Consider the following 19,551-nt stretch of genomic DNA (forward strand, 5'->3'; position numbering starts at 1 on the left):
ATGCTACCCCTTAATTCTTACGAAACATTTTCAGCATGCGCTGAGTGACGGTAAATCCGCCAAATATATTGATACTGGCAATCAGTACCGCCACGAAGGACAGGAAGCTCACCCAGCCGCCGTGCCCAATCTGCAGCAATGCCCCGACCACAATGATGCCGGAAATTGCGTTGGTTACCGCCATCAAAGGCGTATGCAGCGCATGGCTGACGTTCCAGACCACATAGTAGCCAACCACGCAGGAGAGCGCGAAGACGGTAAAGTGGGACAGAAACTCTTTCGGAGCGACATCGGCCAACCAGCCAAACAGCACCACGGCAATCGCCATAATGATGTATTTGGTCCATGGGGAGGCAGGCTTGGCGGCCTCTTTGGCGACAGGGGCTTCAATCTTGGCCACCTGTGGCTGAGCAGAAACCTGAATCGGCGGAGCCGGCCAAGTCACTTCGCCGGTTTTAACCACAGTCACGCCGCGCACAACGGTATCTTCGAAATCGATCTCGATTTCTCCGTTTTTCTCTTTGCACAGCAGTTTCAGCAGGTTAACTAAGTTAGTACCGTACAGCTGGGAAGACTGGGTTGGCAAACGGCTTGGCAAATCGGTGTAACCGATGATTTTCACGCCGTTCGGGGTCACTGTGATGGTATCCGCGACGGTCAGCTCACAGTTGCCGCCGGTTTGCGCCGCGAGGTCAACAATCACGCTGCCCGACTTCATGGATTCAACCATTTCGCGGGTAATCAGCTTAGGTGCCGGACGGCCTGGGATAAGCGCGGTGGTGACAATGATGTCAACTTCTTCCGCCTGAGCAGCAAACAGCGCCATCTCGGCCTTGATAAAGGCCTCAGACATGACTTTGGCATAGCCGTCGCCGTTGCCTGCTTCTTCTTCGAAGTCGAGCTCGAGGAACTCGGCGCCCATACTTTGAACTTGTTCTTTTACTTCAGGACGCGTATCGAAGGCGCGCACGATGGCACCCAGGCTGCCCGCAGCACCGATAGCAGCCAGACCGGCAACGCCCGCACCGATGATCATCACTTTGGCAGGAGGAACTTTACCTGCGGCCGTAATCTGACCGGTAAAGAAGCGTCCGAATTCGTGTGCGGCCTCAACGATTGCGCGATAGCCTGCGATGTTGGCCATCGAGCTGAGGGCGTCCATTGACTGTGCACGAGAGATACGCGGTACAGAGTCCATTGCCAGCGCAGTGACGTTGCGTTCAGCCAGTTTCTGAATCAGCTCAGGATTTTGGGCTGGCCAGATAAAGCTCACCAGCGTGGAGCCTGCCTGCAGCTTTTCGATTTCGTCGTCCAGAGGGGCATTGACCTTCATGACGATGTCGGAATGCCAGACGGCGTCTCCCGCTTCAACCGTAGCACCGGCTGCTTCATAAGCCGCGTCGTCAAAACTGGCCAGTTTACCTGCGCCCTGCTCAATGGCGACTGTAAAGCCGAGTTTCAGCAGTTGTTCCACCGTTTTCGGTGTTGCTGCAACGCGGGCTTCATTGGTCAACCGTTCTCTTGGTATACCAATACGCATAATTATTCCCTTCACCCTTTTATTTGATGATGCATATCATCGATGTAGATACAAAAATTAAAAACCTGTCGGCTTGTTTCGCCGAAATACTGACGGAATTTTCAGGCCGGCTATAACCTACTGAATATCGGGTTAATAAGCTATAAGGAAACCGCATTAATGAGGATTAAATCACCTAAAAACGGCATAAGCCTCGATAGCACTGCAAAGCCGGTAATTTTCATATTTAATTCACTTCAATGAGGTAAAAATACCAGATGAATCACTCTTGCATGATGATGTCTATTCGCCAACGGCGGGCACAAAAGTGAGGAAAATGTAAATAATTAACATTTATTTCACTTATTTACTCCATCACGAAACTTATATAAGTTATCAGGGCAAAATAAAGTGACCAGGCTAGCGATTACAGACTTAAAGCATTTAAAAAATTACTAAAGCGCTCGCCATTATTACATGCAATAATCGGGAGCTAATCTGTTACACATCAATAATTCAGCATGTTTCAACATTACTGCGCAAGGTGAAAGGATTTTTTATGAAGCAGACGAAAACGATCATCGCATCGGCCGTTGTTTTGTTAATCTCGCAATTCTCTGTTTTGTCTGCAGCACAGGCGGCAGAAGAGATCAGTCCCGAGAAAGCAGCCGCCCTGAAGCCCTTTGATCGCATTGCATTTACTGGCCATTTTAACAATCTGGGCGATGCCTCTGATGAAGCATCTAAACGCGCCGACGATAAAGGCGCGGATTACTTCTATATTCTGGACACTAACAGTGTAAGCGAAAGCGGCAACTGGCGCGTAGTTGCCGACCTTTATCATAAAGATGCGCCTAAGGTCAGCCCAAAGCCGGTGCTTAACAGCGTTAACGGCGTTAGCGGCGTGAAACAGCTGCCAAAAGAAGTGGCCTATGAGTTAGAGCCTTTCGATACCGTTACCGTCAGCGGCCTGTTCCACAGCCAGCCTGACGTCATTCAGGCTATTGCTGAAGCCGCAAAAGCCAAAGGGGCTTACTCCTTCTTCATCGTACGCCAGATTGATGCCAATAACGGCGGCAATCAGTACGTGACTGCCTTTGTTTACAAAAAAGATGCGCGTAAGCGTGTGACTCAAAGCCCGGATGCTATCCCGTACAACTCTGACGCAGGTCGTGCAGCGCTGGCAGCCGGCGGTGCCGCAGCCAAGAAAGTTGAAATCCCGGGTGTGGCATCTTCAGAAAGCCCAAGCCGCGATGTAGGCCTGTTCTTCCAGACACAGTCTTCAACCGGTAAGCGTTACTCTGTCACTCTGCCAGACGGTAAGAAAATCGAAGAAGTGAACAACGTGACTGCGGCACAGATGACGCCGTTCTCTACCGTGACCTTCACCGGCCACTTCAACAGCATCACCGACGTCTCTGAAGAAGTCGCCAAGCGTGCGGCGGATCAGGGTGCTAAGTTCTACCACATCACGCGTCAGTGGCAGAACAAAAGCGGGGGTAACCTCACCGTCACAGCAGACCTGTTCAAATAAGTTTTAATGAGCGCGCAGTGGCTACAGCCGAAGGGCATCACGTCCTTTGGTTGTATCCTTGATAGCGTCAGGCAGGGAACAGCATGGGTAGGGATAACGCTCCCCCTCAGGTCTGAAATAATCAACGACCCGAGGGGCAGTGAAATTAATGTTTTGAGGGGTCTTGCAGTATTTCTACCGCTAAATGCTCATCCTGTTGCGTCAATTTCAGCGGATGTTTGCACTCTTCCTGAATGGCCGCCAGCTGCTCTTCGGTCAAACCATAAGGCAAATGAATATCAACGCTGTAAATATTCTGCTGCTGCGCCAACTCAATCAGTCGAACGATATTGATTTCGTCACTCACCTGCGTCGAGACAACTTGTAACGCTAATGCATTAAGCTTGTCTTGTTTGGATTTTTCCTGGGCTGTGCTTCGCGACCTCAACACCATGCCAAAAAAAGGCAATACGCCGTGGATGGCATCGAGGAAACTCCATTGCTTCTTGCACGATGCGGACAGGTATTCCATGTAGTTAAAGGACGCTTTTTCACTGCGCGCATCGGGTACCAGGCGACTATCAGCCATCTCCATTCCTCTCAGGGCCAGTGCTAACCCGTCTAACGTGTGTTAGAAAAGACCTTACTTTTTGAAGATAATGTTTTGAAACGATAAACACAATCATCTATATAATGGCATAGCTTTATATAATGACATAGTTTATTGATGCTTTGCCAGCGAGTTCAGGAGCTTTACTTGACCGATTTTATCCCTTCTGCACCGGTACTTATCACCGGTGGCGCCAAGCGAATAGGACTGGCTCTGGCTGAGTCGATGCTAGAGAAAAAAATTCCGGTAATCGTGAGTTATCGGCAACCTTACCCTGCCCTTGAGGAGCTGATTAAGAAAGGCGCATGCTGCATTCAGGCCGATTTTTCAGAAAATGCAGGGATACTCGCCTTTGCTGAAAAAGTGCGTGCCCAAACCGGTAAACTGCGTGCCATCATTCATAACGCCAGCTCATGGGTCGCAGAGTCGCCAGACACCGCACCACAGGATACGATGGCGATGATGCTGCAAATCCACGTTTACACCCCTTACCTGCTCAATCTCGAGCTGGAAGAATGTCTGCGGGGTCAGGGCACGGCCGGCGCCGATATCATTCACATTACCGATTTCGTGGTGGAAAAAGGCAGTAAAAAGCACATCGCCTATTCGGCAAGCAAGGCAGCGCTGGATAATATGACGCTCTCATTTGCACGAAAGCTGGCACCTGAGGTCAAAGTTAACTCCATTGCACCCGCGCTAATCCTCTTTAACCCAGAGGACGACGCCTCATACCGCGAGCACGCGTTAAATAAATCGTTAATGAAGATTGAGCCGGGCGAAAGTGAGATAGTCAATCTGGTTGATTACATCATGCGCAGTAAGTATGTGACCGGCAAAACACTCGGCGTTGACGGCGGCAGAAGATTGCGCTGACGCAGCGGTTGCCTGTGTTTATTAATATGAACGAAGTCTACTGCGGGCGTGGCGTTGATGCCCCGCTCGCGCTATGCTGGAACCCGATTTTCACCTTGACAGCAAACCAATGAATAAAATCGTTTTTGTAGAAGATGACGCCGAGGTGGGTAAGCTGATCGCTGCCTATTTGGGCAAGCATGACATTGAAGTTCTTATTGAACCTCGCGGAGACACGGCGCAAGACAGAATCGCGGTCGAAAAACCCGATTTGGTATTACTCGACATCATGCTTCCCGGTAAAGACGGCATGACCCTCTGCCGCGACCTGCGCCCGGCCTATGACGGCCCCATCGTGTTGCTGACCTCGCTGGACAGCGACATGAACCATATTTTGTCGCTCGAGATGGGCGCTAATGACTATATTCTGAAAACAACGCCACCGGCCGTGCTGCTGGCGCGTCTTCGGCTGCACCTGCGCCAGCGCCCGACGTCTACCACCGCCGAGCCAGAGAAAACCAGCAAACCGATGCAGAAAAGCAACGCCCTGCACTTCGGCCAGCTGTGCATTGATCCCGTCAACCGCGAAGTCACGCTGGGTGAAGAAACGATTACCCTTTCAACCTCAGACTTTGACCTTCTGTGGGAGCTCGCCACGCACGCAGGCCGCATCATGGACCGTGAAGCGCTGCTGCTCAACCTGCGTGGCGTGAGCTATGACGGGCTCGACCGCAGCATTGATGTCGCTATCTCTCGCCTGCGTCGCAAACTTTACGACAACGCGCTTGAACCATTTCGTATCAAAACGGTGCGTAATAAAGGTTATCTGTTTGCCCCTAACGCCTGGGAGTCCGTGCAGGAATGAGAAAACTTTTCGTTCAGTTCTTCCTGCTGCTGCTGGTGTGTTTCCTGGTTATGGCAATGCTGGTCGGACTGGTTTACAAAGTCACCGCCGAGCGCACCGGTCGCCAGTCGATGAACGATCTGATGAAAAGTTCGCTCTATCTGATGCGAAGCGAGCTGCGTGAAATTCCTATCAAAGACTGGAACAAGACCATCAGCACCCTTGAGCTGAACCTCTCGTTCAAACTGCATATCGAGCCACTGGGCAAGCGCAAGCTAAGCCCGGCACTCGACGCCCAACTGCGTGACGGCGAAATTGTGGCGCTCGACAGCGAATACACCTTTATACAGCGCGTGCCGCGAAGTAACTATGTTTTGGTCGTCGGGCCGATTCCATATCTGTTTTACATGCATGAAATGCGCTTGCTCGATTTGGGGCTGCTGATTTTCATCGGCCTGTCGTTAGCGTTGCCGGTATTTTTATGGATGCGTCCACACTGGCAGGACCTGCTTAAGTTAGAAAACTCGGCGCAGCGGCTTGGCAATGGTCATCTCGACGAACGAACCAATTTTGACTCGACGTCGAGCCTCAATCGTCTGGGAATTGCCTTTAACCAGATGGCTGACAACATTAATACCCTTATTGCGAGCAAGAAGCAGCTTATTGACGGTATCGCTCACGAGCTGCGAACGCCGCTGGTCCGGCTGCGTTACCGGCTTGCCATCAGTGAAAATCTGCCAGAGGCCGAACAGCAGGCCATAAACCGTGACATCGGTCAGCTGGAGTCGCTGATCGACGAGCTGCTGACCTACGCCCGTCTCGACCGGCCACAGGTCGCGCTGCATTTAACCAAAATCAACCTGCCGGAATGGATTGAAGACAAGGCCGATGACTTCCGTCTGGTAAATACCGAGCATGAGATAGAACTCGATGTGACTAAACCGGCCGACTTCGGCGGTGTGGACCTCCGCCTGATGGAGCGCGTACTCGACAATCTGGTCAACAACGCGCAGCGCTACGCTCATAAGCATTTGCGTATCAGCCTGTGGTTACAGGGTGAAGAAGCCAACCTACAGGTTGAGGACGATGGTCCGGGCATTCCACCGGAAGAGCGTTTGAGAATTTTTGAGCCATTCGTTAGGCTGGACCCAAGTCGTGACCGTGCAACCGGCGGCTGCGGGCTGGGATTGGCCATCGTGCATTCGATTGCCGTGGCCTATCAGGGGCGCGTCATGGTTGATTCCAGCCCGCTCGGCGGCGCAAGCATCCGCTTTAGTTGGCCGATTAAACCGACATTTAATCTCGCTATTGAACCGCAATAAATCGGGCCTGGGGGCAAACTTCCCCCACATTTTTATTATTTTGAAAGCACGGAGTTCAGCATGGCTACAGCTTATTCACAGTTACGCGCTACCTTTACCCGACTGTCGCGTTTCAGTCATCTTTCGTCCATCGCCGGATGGGACATGCAAACCATGATGCCACCGGAAGGCAGCCGCGCTCGCTCCGAGGCTTTGGCTGAATTGAGCGTTCTTCAGCACCAGATTTTGACCGCGGGCAAAGTGGGCGAATGGCTTGAGCAGGCGAAGCAAGAAGACCTCAACGATCTCGAGCAGTCTAACCTGCGCGAAATGGCCCGCCAGTATCAGCACGCCGCCCTGCTTCCGGAGAGCCTGGTTGAAGCGAAATCTCTCGCCGGCGCCCGCTGTGAGCACGCATGGCGTCGTCAACGCCCAGCGAATGACTGGGAAGGTTTTGTCGATAACCTGCGTGAAGTAGTGAAACTCAGCCGTGAAGAAGCGACACTGCGCGCCGAAGCAGCGGGTATCAGCCGTTATGACTCTCTGCTTGACCTCTATGAGCCGGGCATGACCGCCCACAAGCTCGACGGTATTTTTGGTGATTTGAAAACCTGGCTGCCCCAGTTGTTGCAAAAGGTGGTTGAGAAACAGAAATCCGTACAGTTTGTTCAGCCGCAGGGCCCGTTTGCTATCGACAGTCAGAAACAGCTGGGCCTTAGCGTCATGAAGCGTCTCGGCTTCAACTTTGACGCAGGTCGTCTGGATATCAGCGCACATCCATTCTGCGGCGGCGTCCCGCAGGACGTGCGTATTACCACGCGTTACAACGAAGATGAGTTCATCACCGCCATGATGGGGGTTATCCACGAAACCGGACATGCGCGCTATGAGCAAAATCTGCCGAAAGAGTGGCTGGGCCAGCCGGTATCCAACGCGCGTTCAATGGGCGTTCACGAATCGCAAAGCCTGCTGTTTGAAATGCAGCTCGGCTGTAGCGACATTTTCCTGAAATCTATTTTCCCGCTGGTTACCGAGCAGTTTGGTGAGCGTCATGGCCTCGACGTCGATAACTTCATCAAGCTTAACCAACGTGTACAGCCGGGCCTGATCCGCGTCGATGCCGATGAGGTCAGCTACCCTGCGCATATTATTCTGCGTTATGAAATTGAGCAGGCGCTTATTGAAGGAGAAATTGAAGTCGACGATATTCCGGCACTGTGGAGCAGTAAGATGCAGCAATATCTGGGCCTCGATACCGTCGGCAATTATACCAACGGCTGTATGCAAGATATTCACTGGACCGACGGTGGCTTCGGTTATTTCCCGACCTATACGCTGGGTGCCATGTATGCAGCACAGTTATTCCAGACGGCGAATAAAGCGATTCCAACGCTACAGGACGATATAGCCCGAGGCGATCTGACGGCATTATTCCAGTGGCTGAACCAGAATATCTGGCAGCACGGCAGCCGCTTCTCGACCGACCAGTTAATTGCCAATGCCACGGGTGAAACCTTAAATACCGAGTTCTTCCGTAAACATCTCGAAAGCCGTTACCTGTAATAATCGTGACTTCCCGGGCAATGAATTCTCATGGCCCGGGAAAACCGCCCCATTCTGCTAAGATTTTTCTTATTTCATTGTTACAGATCCCCCTGATTTTAACCGATTTATGGCTTCTCAAAACGCTTAGGTAACCTGAATCTGCCGTGTGTTGTAACTAAGCAGCGTAATTTGTATGTTTTTCGTTGTACATAAAATCGCAACCAACTGATAAATATCAATAATACAGTTTGTACATACGGTTACACGCCGAAACCAATCACTAACGGACAACAGACACTCAGAAGCCTAGTATTCTCCTACCGGCCCCGCAGTGGGGTGGATACATAAATTCAATTCTGAGGAATTAACGATGAAAAAGGTATTAGCTCTGGTTATTGCCGCTGCAATGGGCCTGTCTTCTGCAGCATTCGCTGCTGAAACTACCGCTGCTCCAGCTGCTGCTGCAACCACCACTACTGCTGCTCCTGCTCCAGCTGCTAAAGCGCCAGTTGCTAAAACGCACACTGCGAAAAAGCACGCTAAGAAGCACGCAACCAAGAAGAAAGTTGCACAGAAAGCTCAGGCTGCTAAAAAACACGTGAAAAAACACGCTGCTAAGAAGCCAGTTGCTCAGAAAGCGCAGGCTGCTAAAAAACACGTGAAAAAACACGCTGCTAAGAAGCCAGTTGCTCAGAAAGCTCAGGCTGCTAAAAAACACGTGAAAAAACACGCTAAAAAAGCTGCTCCAGCAGCTAAGTAATAAGTCTTTGTGAGCAACTCGTCTCACCATTATCAAGACTGATTATTTGACACCCGGTTCGCCGGGTGTTTTTTTCTCCGGCCTTAGACCCCCTAGCGAAATATGAACACGGGGTTATCTTAATTAGGCAATCTTGAGGTATTGATGGACGATGCTGCGACGCTACCTGTTCGAAATTACCCTGAGTTCACTGATCCTGTTAGGCCTGATTACGTTGTTCTTCTACTTCTAGAGGAAAACGTTTTTCAACTAATCCGGAAAGTCAGAACCCATAATTAAAAAAATCCAATTAATACCGAGATAAATTGTTATTACCGAGTTATCTTAACCTCCTGTTACCAATAAGCTCTATACAGCTATAATCATCATCTTATTAATTGACTCTCAGTCAATCCCGCACTTAAGGTCAAAACGATATGCGCATAGCTTTACCGCTTGTCTTGTGCTTCCTCTGCTTCGCCCTCCCTGCTCATGCCGATTCATCAGACTCGGATAGCGACTCAGACACAATCAGCCTTAAAGAAAAAACCGCCCTATTTTTTGGCCAGGATCACCGTACCCACGTCAGCGATGTTAAAAGCTGGCCATGGCAGGCGATAGGTCAGATTGAAACGGCAAGCGGTAATCTTTGCACCGCGACCCTCATTTCCGAGCACCTGGTCCTGACCGCCGGACACTGCGTGCTAGCGCCCCCGGGTAACATCGACAAAGTCATCGCTCTGCGTTTTATCTCTCAGCATGAGAAATGGCGCTATCAGATTACGTCACTGCAAACGCTGGTTGATCCTGCGCTAGGCAAGAAACTCAAAGCCGACGGTGATGGCTGGATAGTGCCACCAAAAGCCGCGCCGTATGACTTCGCGCTGGTGCGTATTACCGATGAAAAACGAAAGTTGCCTATCAAGCCCCTGCCCCTGTGGCAAGGCACGCGTGACGAGCTGACGGCGGCGCTGAAGGCCAATGACCGCAAAGTGACGCAGGCAGGTTACCCTGAAGATCACCTCGATGACCTCTATAGTCATCAGGATTGTTTAATTACCGGATGGGCACAGCCGGGCGTGATGTCGCACCGTTGTGATACCTTGCCAGGCGACAGTGGCTCGCCGTTACTGCTTAAGCAAGACGGTAAATGGACGCTGATTGGTATTCAAAGCTCGGCGCCTGCCGCGCAGGACCGTTATCTGGCGGATAACCGCGCCCTGGCCGTTCCGGCAATCAGGGACGCGTTAGTCGAGTTAAGCGATAACCAGCTGGCGCACTAAGCCAGCTGCTCCATGGTCTGTAAAATACGCTTGTCCGAGATAGGATAAGGCGTTCCAAGCTGCTGCGCGAAGTAACTCACGCGCAGCTCTTCAATCATCCAGCGCACTTCCTGAACCTCTTCACTGGCCTGACGCACCGGCGGCAGCTTGTTGAACCACTGTTGCCACTTCTGTTGAACGCTCTCAACCTTAAGCATCTGCGCGCGATCGCGATGTGCATCCATCGCCAGTTTGTCCATGCGTTTTTCAATAGCCTGTAAATAACGCAAGGTATCAGGTAGACGCTTCCAGCCATTCTGCGTCACAAAACCGCGATAGATAAGGCCCGACATCTGCGCCTTGATATCAGACAGCGCCAGCGCCATCGTCATGTCAATTCGCCCTTTCAGGCGCTTATTAATACTGAATACTGCGGTCAGAATCTGCTCAACCTGGGTGGCAATCGTCACCACGGTGTCGTTGAGATTGGCGCGAACGTGTTCATGCAGTTTGGCGAAACGGGCTTCGTCCCATACAGGCCCACCCGACTCGGCGACCAGTTTGTCGATACCGCAGGAGATGCAGTCGTCTATCAGGTCCAACACCTTGCCGTAGGGATTGAAATAAAGACCCAACTTCGCCTTGTTCGGCAGCTTCTCGTGCAGGTATTTGATAGGTGAAGGAATGTTCAACAGCAGCAAACGTCGCGTACCGCGCCACATCGCCTGTGACTGTTCAAGCTCGCTGTCAAATAACCGGATAGCGATACTGTCTTTTTCGTCCACCAGCGCCGGATAGGCTTTCACCTCATAACCGCCGCGCTTCTGCTGGTAGCAGTCCGGCAAGGTTCCGAAGCTCCAGACATGCAGGTTATTTTGCTCGATACCGTCGTCAGCGACCGCAGAGAGCGTTTGCTGCACCTGTTCTTTCAGCGTTGACTTCAACGCTGTCAGACTCTTGCCTTCACGCAGCGTCTTGTTTTTGTCGTCAACAACGCGGAAAGTCATCTTGAGATGGTCCGGCACCTGGTCGAGCTGCCAGTCATCTCGTGACACCGTCACTCCCGTCATTTTACGTAATTCGCGCTCCATGGCCTCCAGCAGCGGCAGTTCAAACGGCGTAACGCGACCCAGCAGCGCATCGGCGTAGTTTGGCGCTGGAACAAAGTTACGGCGCACTGGCTTAGGCAGCGATTTAATCAGCGCCATGATAAGGTCGCGACGAATACCCGGGATCTGCCAGTCGAAGCCCTGCTCTTCAATCTGATTAAGCAGCGGCAAGGGGATATGTACCGTAACGCCGTCAGCTTCTGTGCCGGGTTCAAACTGATAGGTCACGCGCAGTTTGATATTTCCCTGATGCCAAAAGTTCGGGTAGTCATGCGCACTTATTTTCCCCGCCCCCTCTTTGATAAGCATGCTTTTTTCAAAGTTCAGGCTGTCGACAGGCTGTTTCTTCCACCAGGTATCAAAATGCTTACCGGACACCACCTCACGGCCGATGCGCTGGTCATAAAACAGGAACAGCGTCTCTTCGTCGACCAGAATGTCGCGACGGCGAGACTTATGCTCTAGCTCCTCAACTTCTGCGCGCAGACGCAGGTTGTCGCGGAAGAAGGCATGACGGGTTTGCCAGTCACCCTCCACCAAAGCGTGACGGATAAACAGCTCACGCGAGAGGACGGCGTCGATGCTGCCATAGTTGACGCGACGCGCCATGACAATCGGCAGCCCAAACAGTGTGACCTTTTCGTTGGCCATCACCGCGCCCTGGGCTTTTTCCCAATGCGGCTCGCTGTAGCTGTATTTCAGCAGGTGTTTGGCCAGCGGTTCTATCCACTCTGGCTCAATTTTGGCCGCAATACGCCCCCACAGGCGACTGGTTTCAACCAGCTCGGCAACTATCACCCACTTTGGCGGCTTCTTGAACAGACCAGAACCCGGGAAGATAGAGAACCGTGCGTTACGCGCACCGGTAAACTCCTGCTTCTCTACGTCTTTCTGCCCAACGTGTGACAGCAGACCGGTCAACAGCGCGCAGTGCACGCTGCGATAATCAGCGGCCACGCTGTTGATACGCAGTCCCAGCTCCTTCACCACCTGACGCAGCTGGGTATAGATATCCTGCCACTCGCGAACGCGCAAATAGTTGAGGTAATCGCTGCGGCACAGCTTACGGAACTGTGCCGAAGAGAGCACTTTTTGCTGCTCCTGAAGATAGTCCCACAGGTTCACGAAGGCGAGGAAATCGGAATCTTTATCCGCAAAGCGGCGATGTTTTTCGTCCGATGCCTGCTGTTTGTCCATCGGACGCTCACGCGGGTCCTGAATCGACAGCGCAGCGGTGATGATCATCACCTCGCGCAGACAGGCGTTTTTCTGCGCCTCAAGCACCATACGGGCGAGTCGCGGGTCAACCGGCAGTTGAGCCAGGCTGCGGCCCTGTTCGGTCAGGGTATAGCGACCGTGCTCGGCAGGGTTAATCGCCCCCAACTCTTCGAGCAGGCGGACACCGTCCTGAATGTTGCGCTTATCGGGCGCTTCGACGAACGGGAAAGCAGAAATATCGCCCAGACCGAGTGAGGTCATCTGTAGGATGACGGACGCCAGATTGGTACGCAGGATCTCTGGGTCGGTAAACTCAGGGCGCGACAGGAAGTCCTGCTCCGAATAAAGACGGATACAGATACCCTCGGACACACGCCCGCAACGTCCTTTACGCTGATTGGCCGAGGCCTGCGATACCGGCTCAATCGGCAAGCGCTGTACCTTGGTGCGGAAACTATAGCGACTAATACGCGCCGTGCCGGGGTCGATAACGTATTTAATACCCGGTACGGTCAGCGACGTTTCGGCCACGTTGGTGGCAAGAACAATGCGGCGTCCAGCGTGCGACTGGAACACACGGTTTTGTTCACTGTTCGACAGGCGCGCATAGAGCGGCAAAATCTCGGTGTGCGGCAAATCAAGGCGATTCAGCGCGTCGGCGGTGTCACGAATTTCGCGCTCACCGCTCATAAAGATCAGGATATCCCCGTTGCTCTCATGCCCCAGCTCGTCAACCGCGTCAAAAATAGCCTGCAGCTGGTCACGATCGGTATCATCTGCATCGTCAACGACCGGGCGATAACGCACCTCAACCGGATAGGTACGGCCTGAAACCTCAATAATAGGGGCATTGTTAAAATGTTTGGAAAAGCGCTGAGGATCGATGGTCGCCGAGGTGATGATGACTTTTAAATCCGGGCGCTTTGGCAGCAGCTGGCGCAAATATCCGAGAATAAAGTCGATGTTCAGGCTGCGCTCGTGCGCCTCATCGATAATCAGGGTGTCGTACTGCATCAGCATGCGGTCTTGCTGGATTTCGGCCAGCAAAATACCGTCGGTCATCAGCTTGACCAGCGTGTTTTCACTCACCTGGTCGTTAAAACGGACCTTATAACCGACGGTACTGCCGAGCGAGGTTTCCAGCTCGTCGGCGATACGGTTAGCGACAGTACGCGCCGCCAGTCTGCGCGGTTGAGTATGGCCAATCAGGCCTTTGATACCCCTGCCAAGCTCCATACAGATTTTCGGAATCTGCGTGGTTTTACCCGAACCGGTTTCACCTGCGACGATAACGACCTGATGATCGCGGATGGCTTCAAAGATGTCCTGCTTCTTTTGACTGACCGGCAGATTGTCGGGATAGGTGATTTTAGGGCGTGACGCCTCACGTGCGCTGACTTTTTGCAGCCCCTGCTGGAGCGAAGTTTCAAGCTCTTGAGTCAGTCCCAGCAATGCCTGCGGGTCATCTATTTTTTTTGCGCCCTGCAAACGACGTTGCAGGCGTTGTCGGTCACGTAGCATCAGCCCGTCTAGTTGTGCTGATAGTGCCGCGAGCGGTGATTTCACGTTCTTGATTCCTTGATTAGAGGCGGCCGCTGGCCTTGCCTGAATAACGCTATGTTATCACAAGCTATTGAGGTTACTGAAAGTTGGAGGCGGATTTCTCAAGTGCCAGGTTATTCAAAAAATTCGAATGTAGATCTCGAAATATTGCACTATCACTGACGAAGATTTATCAATAGAGTAACAAGCATTGTTGGGACGCCCCGTCCCTGTATTACCCCCACTTACGTGAAGGATTTAAAAATGAGTAAAGTACTGATTCTGAAATCAAGTATTCTGGCTAACTTCTCTCAGACCAACCAACTGGCTGACTACGCCGCTGCTCAATTCCAGGCTGCTAACGGTGCGTCTCAGGTAACCGTGCGTGACCTGGCGGCTAATCCTATCCCTGTATTGGATGGCGAACTGGTTGGCGCACTGCGTCCTTCCGATGCTGCTCTGACGCCACGTCAGGAAGAAGCACTGGCCCTGTCTAACGAGCTTATCGCTGAGCTGCAGGCTAACGACGTTATCGTTATCTCTGCTCCAATGTACAACTTCAACATCCCAACTCAGTTGAAGAACTATTTTGACCTGGTTGCTCGTGCGGGCGTAACGTTCAAATACACCGAGAAAGGCCCAGAAGGTCTGATCAAAGGCAAACGCGTTATCGTTCTGACCAGCCGCGGCGGCATCCATAAAGATACTCCAAGCGACCTGGTTGCTCCATACCTGAACCTGTTCCTGGGCTTCCTGGGCATGACTGACGTTGAGTTCGTCTTCGCGGAAGGTATTGCTTACGGTCCAGAAGTTGCCGCTAAAGCTCAGGCTGATGCAAAAGCAGCAATCGACGTTGCTGTTAAAGAAGTTGCCGCAGCTTAATTATTTACCGTCACTCTCGGCTAACTCATTTTAGAAGCTGATGAGTCACGGTAGAGACGCTGTAATAAACATTGCGCGCCCAGTAAGGCGCGCTTTTTTTATTACAACAATAAAACGAGACTCCAGAATCACGCGAAGCGTGGCTCTATTTCTGGAGCCACTGGCCGTTGATGCCGCGCACGTATTCACCCTTCCCGGCACGCGTCACCAGCTTTTGCCCGGCAAGTTTCGCTACGTCGGCGGTGCTGATCTGATTATTGGTTGCTACGTCCTGATACTGCTGCTCGCGGGCCTGATTAATGCGTTTTACCAGTGCCAGGGTTTCGGGATCCTGTTTCACCGGAGCCAGATAACCCGACAGCGTCTCCCCCACCCGTCCCTGCATTTTGGCCTGTTCGACGGTCAGCGCCAGCGCCGAACCGCAGCATAGCCAGCCGCAAAGCATCACTATCAACGCCAGACCTTTGCCTTTTACCGATTTCATAACCCTTGTCCTTAAAAAAGATCGCTCTTGTTCTTCAATAGGTCTTCGACGTCTTTATCGACCTTGATATGAATCTCATGTTCAATCTTGACGTTCATATTGATGGTTATCGGCGCTGTGGGCGTCGCTATCTCGATGCGCGGTACGCATCCGTTGAGCAGTAGCGTCGCGAGTACTAGCGGTAAACAGGACGGTATCAGGTTCATTGTTCCTTCCTCAATTCAGTATCCTTGGTCGCAGGCGCAAACTGGTTGGTGGCAGAAAGCTGCTGTTGCAACCCTTCCTGCAGGTTGTCACCAAAACGCAGGCTGCGCCAAAGCTGATAAACGTTTTCCTGGTGGGTGTAGTTCAAATCGATTTCACGTTTCTGGTGATCGATATTATTAACCCCCTTAATCTGCGCCGCCATGGTCAGCCCCCCCAGATTGTCGAGGCTCACTTTGGCGTAAGACTTAGAGATTTCAAGGTATTGCAGCAGCTTGATGATAAGCCCGTTGGCGATATTACCCTGTGCCATTGCGGCCACAAACTGCGGATCCAGCCTCAGCGTCAGTCCGCCGTCGTTGGCTATCCAACCTTCGTGAATCAGCCATTTCGGATTATCGACGTACAGCGGCAGCTCGCCGTTAACGCGCCCGGACATAGCCAGCTGTTTTGGTTTTAGCGCGGTAAAGAGCGCGCTGAGGTCAATTTTTTGCAGCTTCAGCACGGCCGCGTCATGCTGCGGGAGACGCAACTCGGAAAGGCTAATGTGCCCCAGCAGGACGTCCATGCCAACGTGGGTAAGCTTAAGCGGTGCGCTTTCACTCCACGGATAACTGCCCTGCAGTTCGGCGGTAATGTTTTGCATCGCAAACAGGTTGTTAAGCTCGCCAATCCGCAGACTGACCGGCTGCCGGGTACCTAACCGCCACTTCTGGTCCTTGAGGCGATAAGACAGTGAGAAGTTGAGCCCGCTTAGGTCGCCGTCTTTCAGCCACATGCTGCCGTCTTTAACCACCCAGTGCCCTCCAGCGATAAATCCCTGGCCGCGCGCAGCGGAAAACGCTGACTGCGCGTAGAAGCTACCGCCTCGAAGCTTGACGTTGAGGTCTGGCGTCAGCAGCGTCTGGAAGGCGGTGAGATCCTGTTTTGGCCACCACGCCTGACCGCGCAGACGCTCGCCGTCCCAACGTCCATTAAGACGGATAGGCCCAATTGGCAGCGCCGCAAGCTGACCGTTAAGCGTTATGTTCATTGGGCTATTGCCCTTCATCGCCAGGGTGAGTGCCGCGGGGGGCAAATAGCCGCCATTTTCCAGCGAAACCTTTTGCGCCACCAGCTTAATCGCGCCTTCAAAATTCAGCGTCGTGGGCGGTTGTGTGCTGGCATAACGTTCAGGTATCGGCCTCATCCACCTTAGCGGCGTGGTCAGCGTCAGGCGAGGTGCATCGACGTTGACCAGCCCGTAATGCAGGCGATCAAAACCGGCCGATAGCTGCGTCAACGTCAGCTGATTGTCGTTCCAGCTGCCTTTACCGGCGACGTCCCACCGCCCACTCAGCGGCGGGAGATTGCCCTTACCCCAGTAGTTAAACGCCCACTGCCCATGGTCAGGCCAGAAGCTTTGCGATTTACCGTTGAGATGCAGGTCAATGTTGCCCCAGTAACTGTCCTGCCCGCGGATAATGGCTTGCAGAGGGCCACTCACGCCCCCGGCGCTTACCTTCACCCCCGCCAGCGGCCAGCGCGCGTCCTGAAGACTTAGCGTCGCGGTCGGCTTACCCCAGGCACGCAGCAATGCGCCGCTGTGCAACGAAATTTCAGGATTAAGCACCGAGCCGGTCAGCGTGGCGGGAAACGATGCACTGAGTGAAACCTGCGCCAGATTGGCCTGACCGGTTAACTGAAATGCAATACTACTGTCGAGCAGGCCCACGCGGCCCGGCCCCATCGTCAACACCGCGTTGGCCTTGCCGTTGTGACCTTGGGTCAATACGTTCAACCGACCGCTCAGCGTCGTTTGGTTAAGGTTGTCGCTCCAGTTGTTCAGCGTCAGGTTCACGCCACCGGACAGCGGCTGCTGCGCATACGGCCAACGCCACTGCCCGTCGCTAATCTGGATCTGCTTATTGCCCAATTGCCACGGCAAACTGAGCAGCGGCTCGGTTTCACCCTGCTCGACAAGCCGCAGCTCGCCCCGCTGGTTCTGCCAGCTCATGCTGACGTTAAGCGGATGCGGCACCGCGGAGGTGTGCATCTGCCCATGCAGCTCACCGCTTTCCGGCAAGGTGTCAAGTGCCGCAGGCAGAGTCAGCTTGCCCGCTAACTGGATAGGCTCGTCGCTGCCCGGCGGCGTCAGGCTCAAGGTGCTAATTATCAGCTGCCGTTGGTTGTCCAGCGCAGCATCGAAGCTCAGTGCATCCCCCTGATAGCGCAGCGCCTGAGTTTGCCCGCTGTTGTCTATTAGCAGACTGCCCGCGTACTGTTGCCACGGAGTGATTGAAAGCCTGGCGATGTGCAGTTGGCCTACAGGCAACTGTTTCTGAATATCGGGCAGTGAAAGCGCCGAGTTGGAATTTTTACTGACAGGGTATTGGCTCAGGCAGGCCGTGTCGACGCTCAGGCTTCCCAGACTGAGGTTCCATCCTTTCTGCGCCTTGTCGAGCGCGATGTCCTGTGCGTCGGCAAGCACGCAGTCCTGCGCCAGATAGCGCAGGCCCGGCAGTCGCAGCTGTCCGTCTGACCAGACGGGTGCCGAGGACAAACTTAATGCCGTCCCCTGCGCCAGCCAGTGTCCAGCCAGCGATGGCAGCCACTGCGGCAGCGTTTTCCACAGCAGTACCAGCAGCAGAAGTATCGCCACCACCGCGGCCAGCAGAATCTGTATGAGACGTTTAGGTCCTTTCCTCATGAATTGTCCTGATATTTTCTTTACGTCTGCAAGATATCATAAAAATCACGTTACACTCGCTTACCCTTTGTTTACACGACGCCCAAATGCTAGTTTTAACTATTATTTCTCGAAAATTCCCTTACTTCTTGGAGAATCAGGTATGAAACTTGCGATTTACGGCACCAAGAATTACGACAAAAAATATTTTGAGCTGGTTAATCAGCAGTACGGCGATGAGCTGGTATTTTTTGATTTTATGCTAGGTGCAGCCACGGCGAAGAACGCCGAAGGCTGCGATGCGGTCTGCATATTCGTTAATGATGACGCCAGCCGAGAGGTGCTTGCCGAACTCGCAGCACTCGGTATTAAAACACTGGCGCTGCGCTGTGCGGGCTTTAACAATGTTGATTTGGATGCCGCCAAAGAGTTGGGTATTAGCGTAGTCCGCGTGCCGGCATACTCACCGGAAGCCGTCGCCGAACACGCGGTGGGGCTGATGCTGTGCCTTAACCGACACATTCACCGCGCCTATCAGCGCACTCGTGAAGCCAACTTTTCGCTCGAAGGACTGACCGGCTTTAACATGTATCAACGTACTGCCGGAATCATCGGCACCGGCAAAATTGGCGTTGCGGCCATGCGTATTCTGAAAGGTTTTGGCATGCAGATTCTGGCCTACGATCCCTATCCAAGCCCGCTGGCGCTGGAACTGGGCGCGGAATATGTCGACCTGCCCACGCTGTACGCCCAATCCGACATTATCTCGCTGCATTGTCCTCTGACCGCCGACAACCATCATCTTCTCAATAAAGAGTCGTTTAGCCAGATGAAAGACGGCGTGATGATCATCAACACCAGCCGTGGCGCACTGCTCGATGCCAGCGCGGCGATTGACGCCCTGAAGCAGCAAAAAATCGGTGCACTGGGGATGGACGTCTATGAGAACGAACGTGACCTGTTCTTCGAAGACAAATCTAACGAAGTCGTGCTCGACGACGTTTTCCGCCGCCTGTCTTCCTGTCACAACGTGCTGTTTACCGGCCATCAGGCGTTCCTGACCGGCGAGGCGTTGACCAGCATTGCGGAAACGACGCTCGGTAATCTCTCGCAAATTGCGAACGGAGAGCAATGTCCGAATCAGGTAACGGCTCAGTCCTAATCAGAACAATAGTGAGATTTTTAGGTCTCTTTTCGATATAATGATGACGTTAAAAAGCGCTTAATAAGTTTAAAGCGCTGCCATTTCGACGAAATGA

Annotated in this window: 15 protein-coding genes; 9 read left to right on the forward strand and 6 right to left on the reverse strand. The window is 52.9% G+C overall.

Features of this window, described 5'->3' with window-relative positions:
- Positions 1 to 10: 10 nt before the first annotated feature.
- Positions 11 to 1,540: a Re/Si-specific NAD(P)(+) transhydrogenase subunit alpha gene (pntA, locus tag BS640_RS04625; RefSeq protein ID WP_017493257.1), complete on the reverse strand. Its 1,530-nt coding sequence runs from the start codon at positions 1,538 to 1,540 to the stop codon at positions 11 to 13.
- Positions 1,541 to 2,078: 538 nt separating this feature from the next.
- On the opposite strand from pntA, the gene ydgH reads away from it, so the two are divergent.
- Positions 2,079 to 3,053 carry a DUF1471 family protein YdgH gene (gene ydgH / locus BS640_RS04630; RefSeq protein WP_017493256.1) on the forward strand — a complete coding sequence of 325 codons (975 nt, stop codon included), beginning with the start codon at positions 2,079 to 2,081 and terminating at the stop codon, positions 3,051 to 3,053.
- A gap of 145 nt (positions 3,054 to 3,198) precedes the next feature.
- Here ydgH and BS640_RS04635 read toward each other — a convergent pair whose 3' ends face one another.
- On the reverse strand, positions 3,199 to 3,621 hold the full coding sequence (locus BS640_RS04635; protein ID WP_017493255.1) for a hypothetical protein: 423 nt from the start codon (positions 3,619 to 3,621) through the stop codon (positions 3,199 to 3,201).
- Positions 3,622 to 3,759: 138 nt separating this feature from the next.
- Here BS640_RS04635 and folM point away from each other — a divergent pair, with 138 nt between their 5' ends.
- The 6 genes from folM to BS640_RS04665 all read left to right on the forward strand — a co-directional run bounded on the left by folM (position 3,760) and on the right by BS640_RS04665 (position 10,206).
- Complete coding sequence (folM, locus tag BS640_RS04640) at positions 3,760 to 4,515, forward strand: dihydromonapterin reductase (RefSeq protein WP_051040090.1); 756 nt, start codon at positions 3,760 to 3,762, stop codon at positions 4,513 to 4,515.
- A 109-nt stretch (positions 4,516 to 4,624) separates the two neighbouring features.
- Entirely contained in the window at positions 4,625 to 5,359 is a 735-nt protein-coding gene (rstA, locus tag BS640_RS04645) for a two-component system response regulator RstA (RefSeq protein ID WP_026110721.1), read from the forward strand.
- Positions 5,356 to 6,660: a two-component system sensor histidine kinase RstB gene (rstB, locus tag BS640_RS04650; RefSeq protein WP_017493252.1), complete on the forward strand. Its 1,305-nt coding sequence runs from the start codon at positions 5,356 to 5,358 to the stop codon at positions 6,658 to 6,660. The genes rstA and rstB overlap by 4 nt, the downstream gene beginning before the upstream one ends.
- A gap of 60 nt (positions 6,661 to 6,720) precedes the next feature.
- Complete coding sequence (locus BS640_RS04655; protein ID WP_084912072.1) at positions 6,721 to 8,202, forward strand: carboxypeptidase M32; 1,482 nt, start codon at positions 6,721 to 6,723, stop codon at positions 8,200 to 8,202.
- A 352-nt stretch (positions 8,203 to 8,554) separates the two neighbouring features.
- Entirely contained in the window at positions 8,555 to 8,944 is a 390-nt protein-coding gene (gene asr / locus BS640_RS04660) for an acid resistance repetitive basic protein Asr (protein WP_084912073.1), read from the forward strand.
- A 416-nt stretch (positions 8,945 to 9,360) separates the two neighbouring features.
- On the forward strand, positions 9,361 to 10,206 hold the full coding sequence (locus tag BS640_RS04665; RefSeq protein WP_084912074.1) for a trypsin-like serine peptidase: 846 nt from the start codon (positions 9,361 to 9,363) through the stop codon (positions 10,204 to 10,206).
- Here BS640_RS04665 and hrpA read toward each other — a convergent pair.
- Positions 10,203 to 14,078 carry an ATP-dependent RNA helicase HrpA gene (gene hrpA, locus BS640_RS04670; RefSeq protein ID WP_084912075.1) on the reverse strand — a complete coding sequence of 1,292 codons (3,876 nt, stop codon included), beginning with the start codon at positions 14,076 to 14,078 and terminating at the stop codon, positions 10,203 to 10,205. The two genes, BS640_RS04665 and hrpA, sit on opposite strands and share 4 nt — an antisense overlap.
- A 240-nt stretch (positions 14,079 to 14,318) precedes the next feature.
- On the opposite strand from hrpA, the gene BS640_RS04675 reads away from it, so the two are divergent.
- On the forward strand, positions 14,319 to 14,936 hold the full coding sequence (locus BS640_RS04675) for an FMN-dependent NADH-azoreductase (RefSeq protein WP_017492825.1): 618 nt from the start codon (positions 14,319 to 14,321) through the stop codon (positions 14,934 to 14,936).
- Positions 14,937 to 15,081: 145 nt separating this feature from the next.
- Here BS640_RS04675 and BS640_RS04680 read toward each other — a convergent pair whose 3' ends face one another.
- From BS640_RS04680 to BS640_RS04690, 3 genes are read right to left on the reverse strand one after another with little or no spacing between them, the layout of a single operon-like run.
- Complete coding sequence (locus tag BS640_RS04680; protein ID WP_084912076.1) at positions 15,082 to 15,420, reverse strand: YdbL family probable chaperone protein; 339 nt, start codon at positions 15,418 to 15,420, stop codon at positions 15,082 to 15,084.
- Positions 15,421 to 15,431: 11 nt separating this feature from the next.
- Positions 15,432 to 15,626, reverse strand: coding sequence for a YnbE family lipoprotein (locus BS640_RS04685; protein WP_084912077.1), 195 nt, complete (start codon positions 15,624 to 15,626; stop codon positions 15,432 to 15,434).
- Positions 15,623 to 18,313: a YdbH family protein gene (locus BS640_RS04690; RefSeq protein ID WP_084912078.1), complete on the reverse strand. Its 2,691-nt coding sequence runs from the start codon at positions 18,311 to 18,313 to the stop codon at positions 15,623 to 15,625. Before BS640_RS04690 ends, BS640_RS04685 begins: the two co-directional genes overlap by 4 nt.
- 142 nt (positions 18,314 to 18,455) lie before the next feature.
- Between BS640_RS04690 and BS640_RS04695 the strand changes: the two genes are divergently transcribed.
- A complete protein-coding gene (locus tag BS640_RS04695) occupies positions 18,456 to 19,454 on the forward strand; it encodes a 2-hydroxyacid dehydrogenase (RefSeq protein ID WP_017492828.1) in 999 nt (332 codons plus the stop codon).
- Positions 19,455 to 19,551: the final 97 nt, after the last annotated feature.

This window comes from Rouxiella badensis (assembly GCF_002093665.1).
GTDB classification, from domain to species: Bacteria; Pseudomonadota; Gammaproteobacteria; order Enterobacterales; family Enterobacteriaceae; genus Rouxiella; species Rouxiella badensis.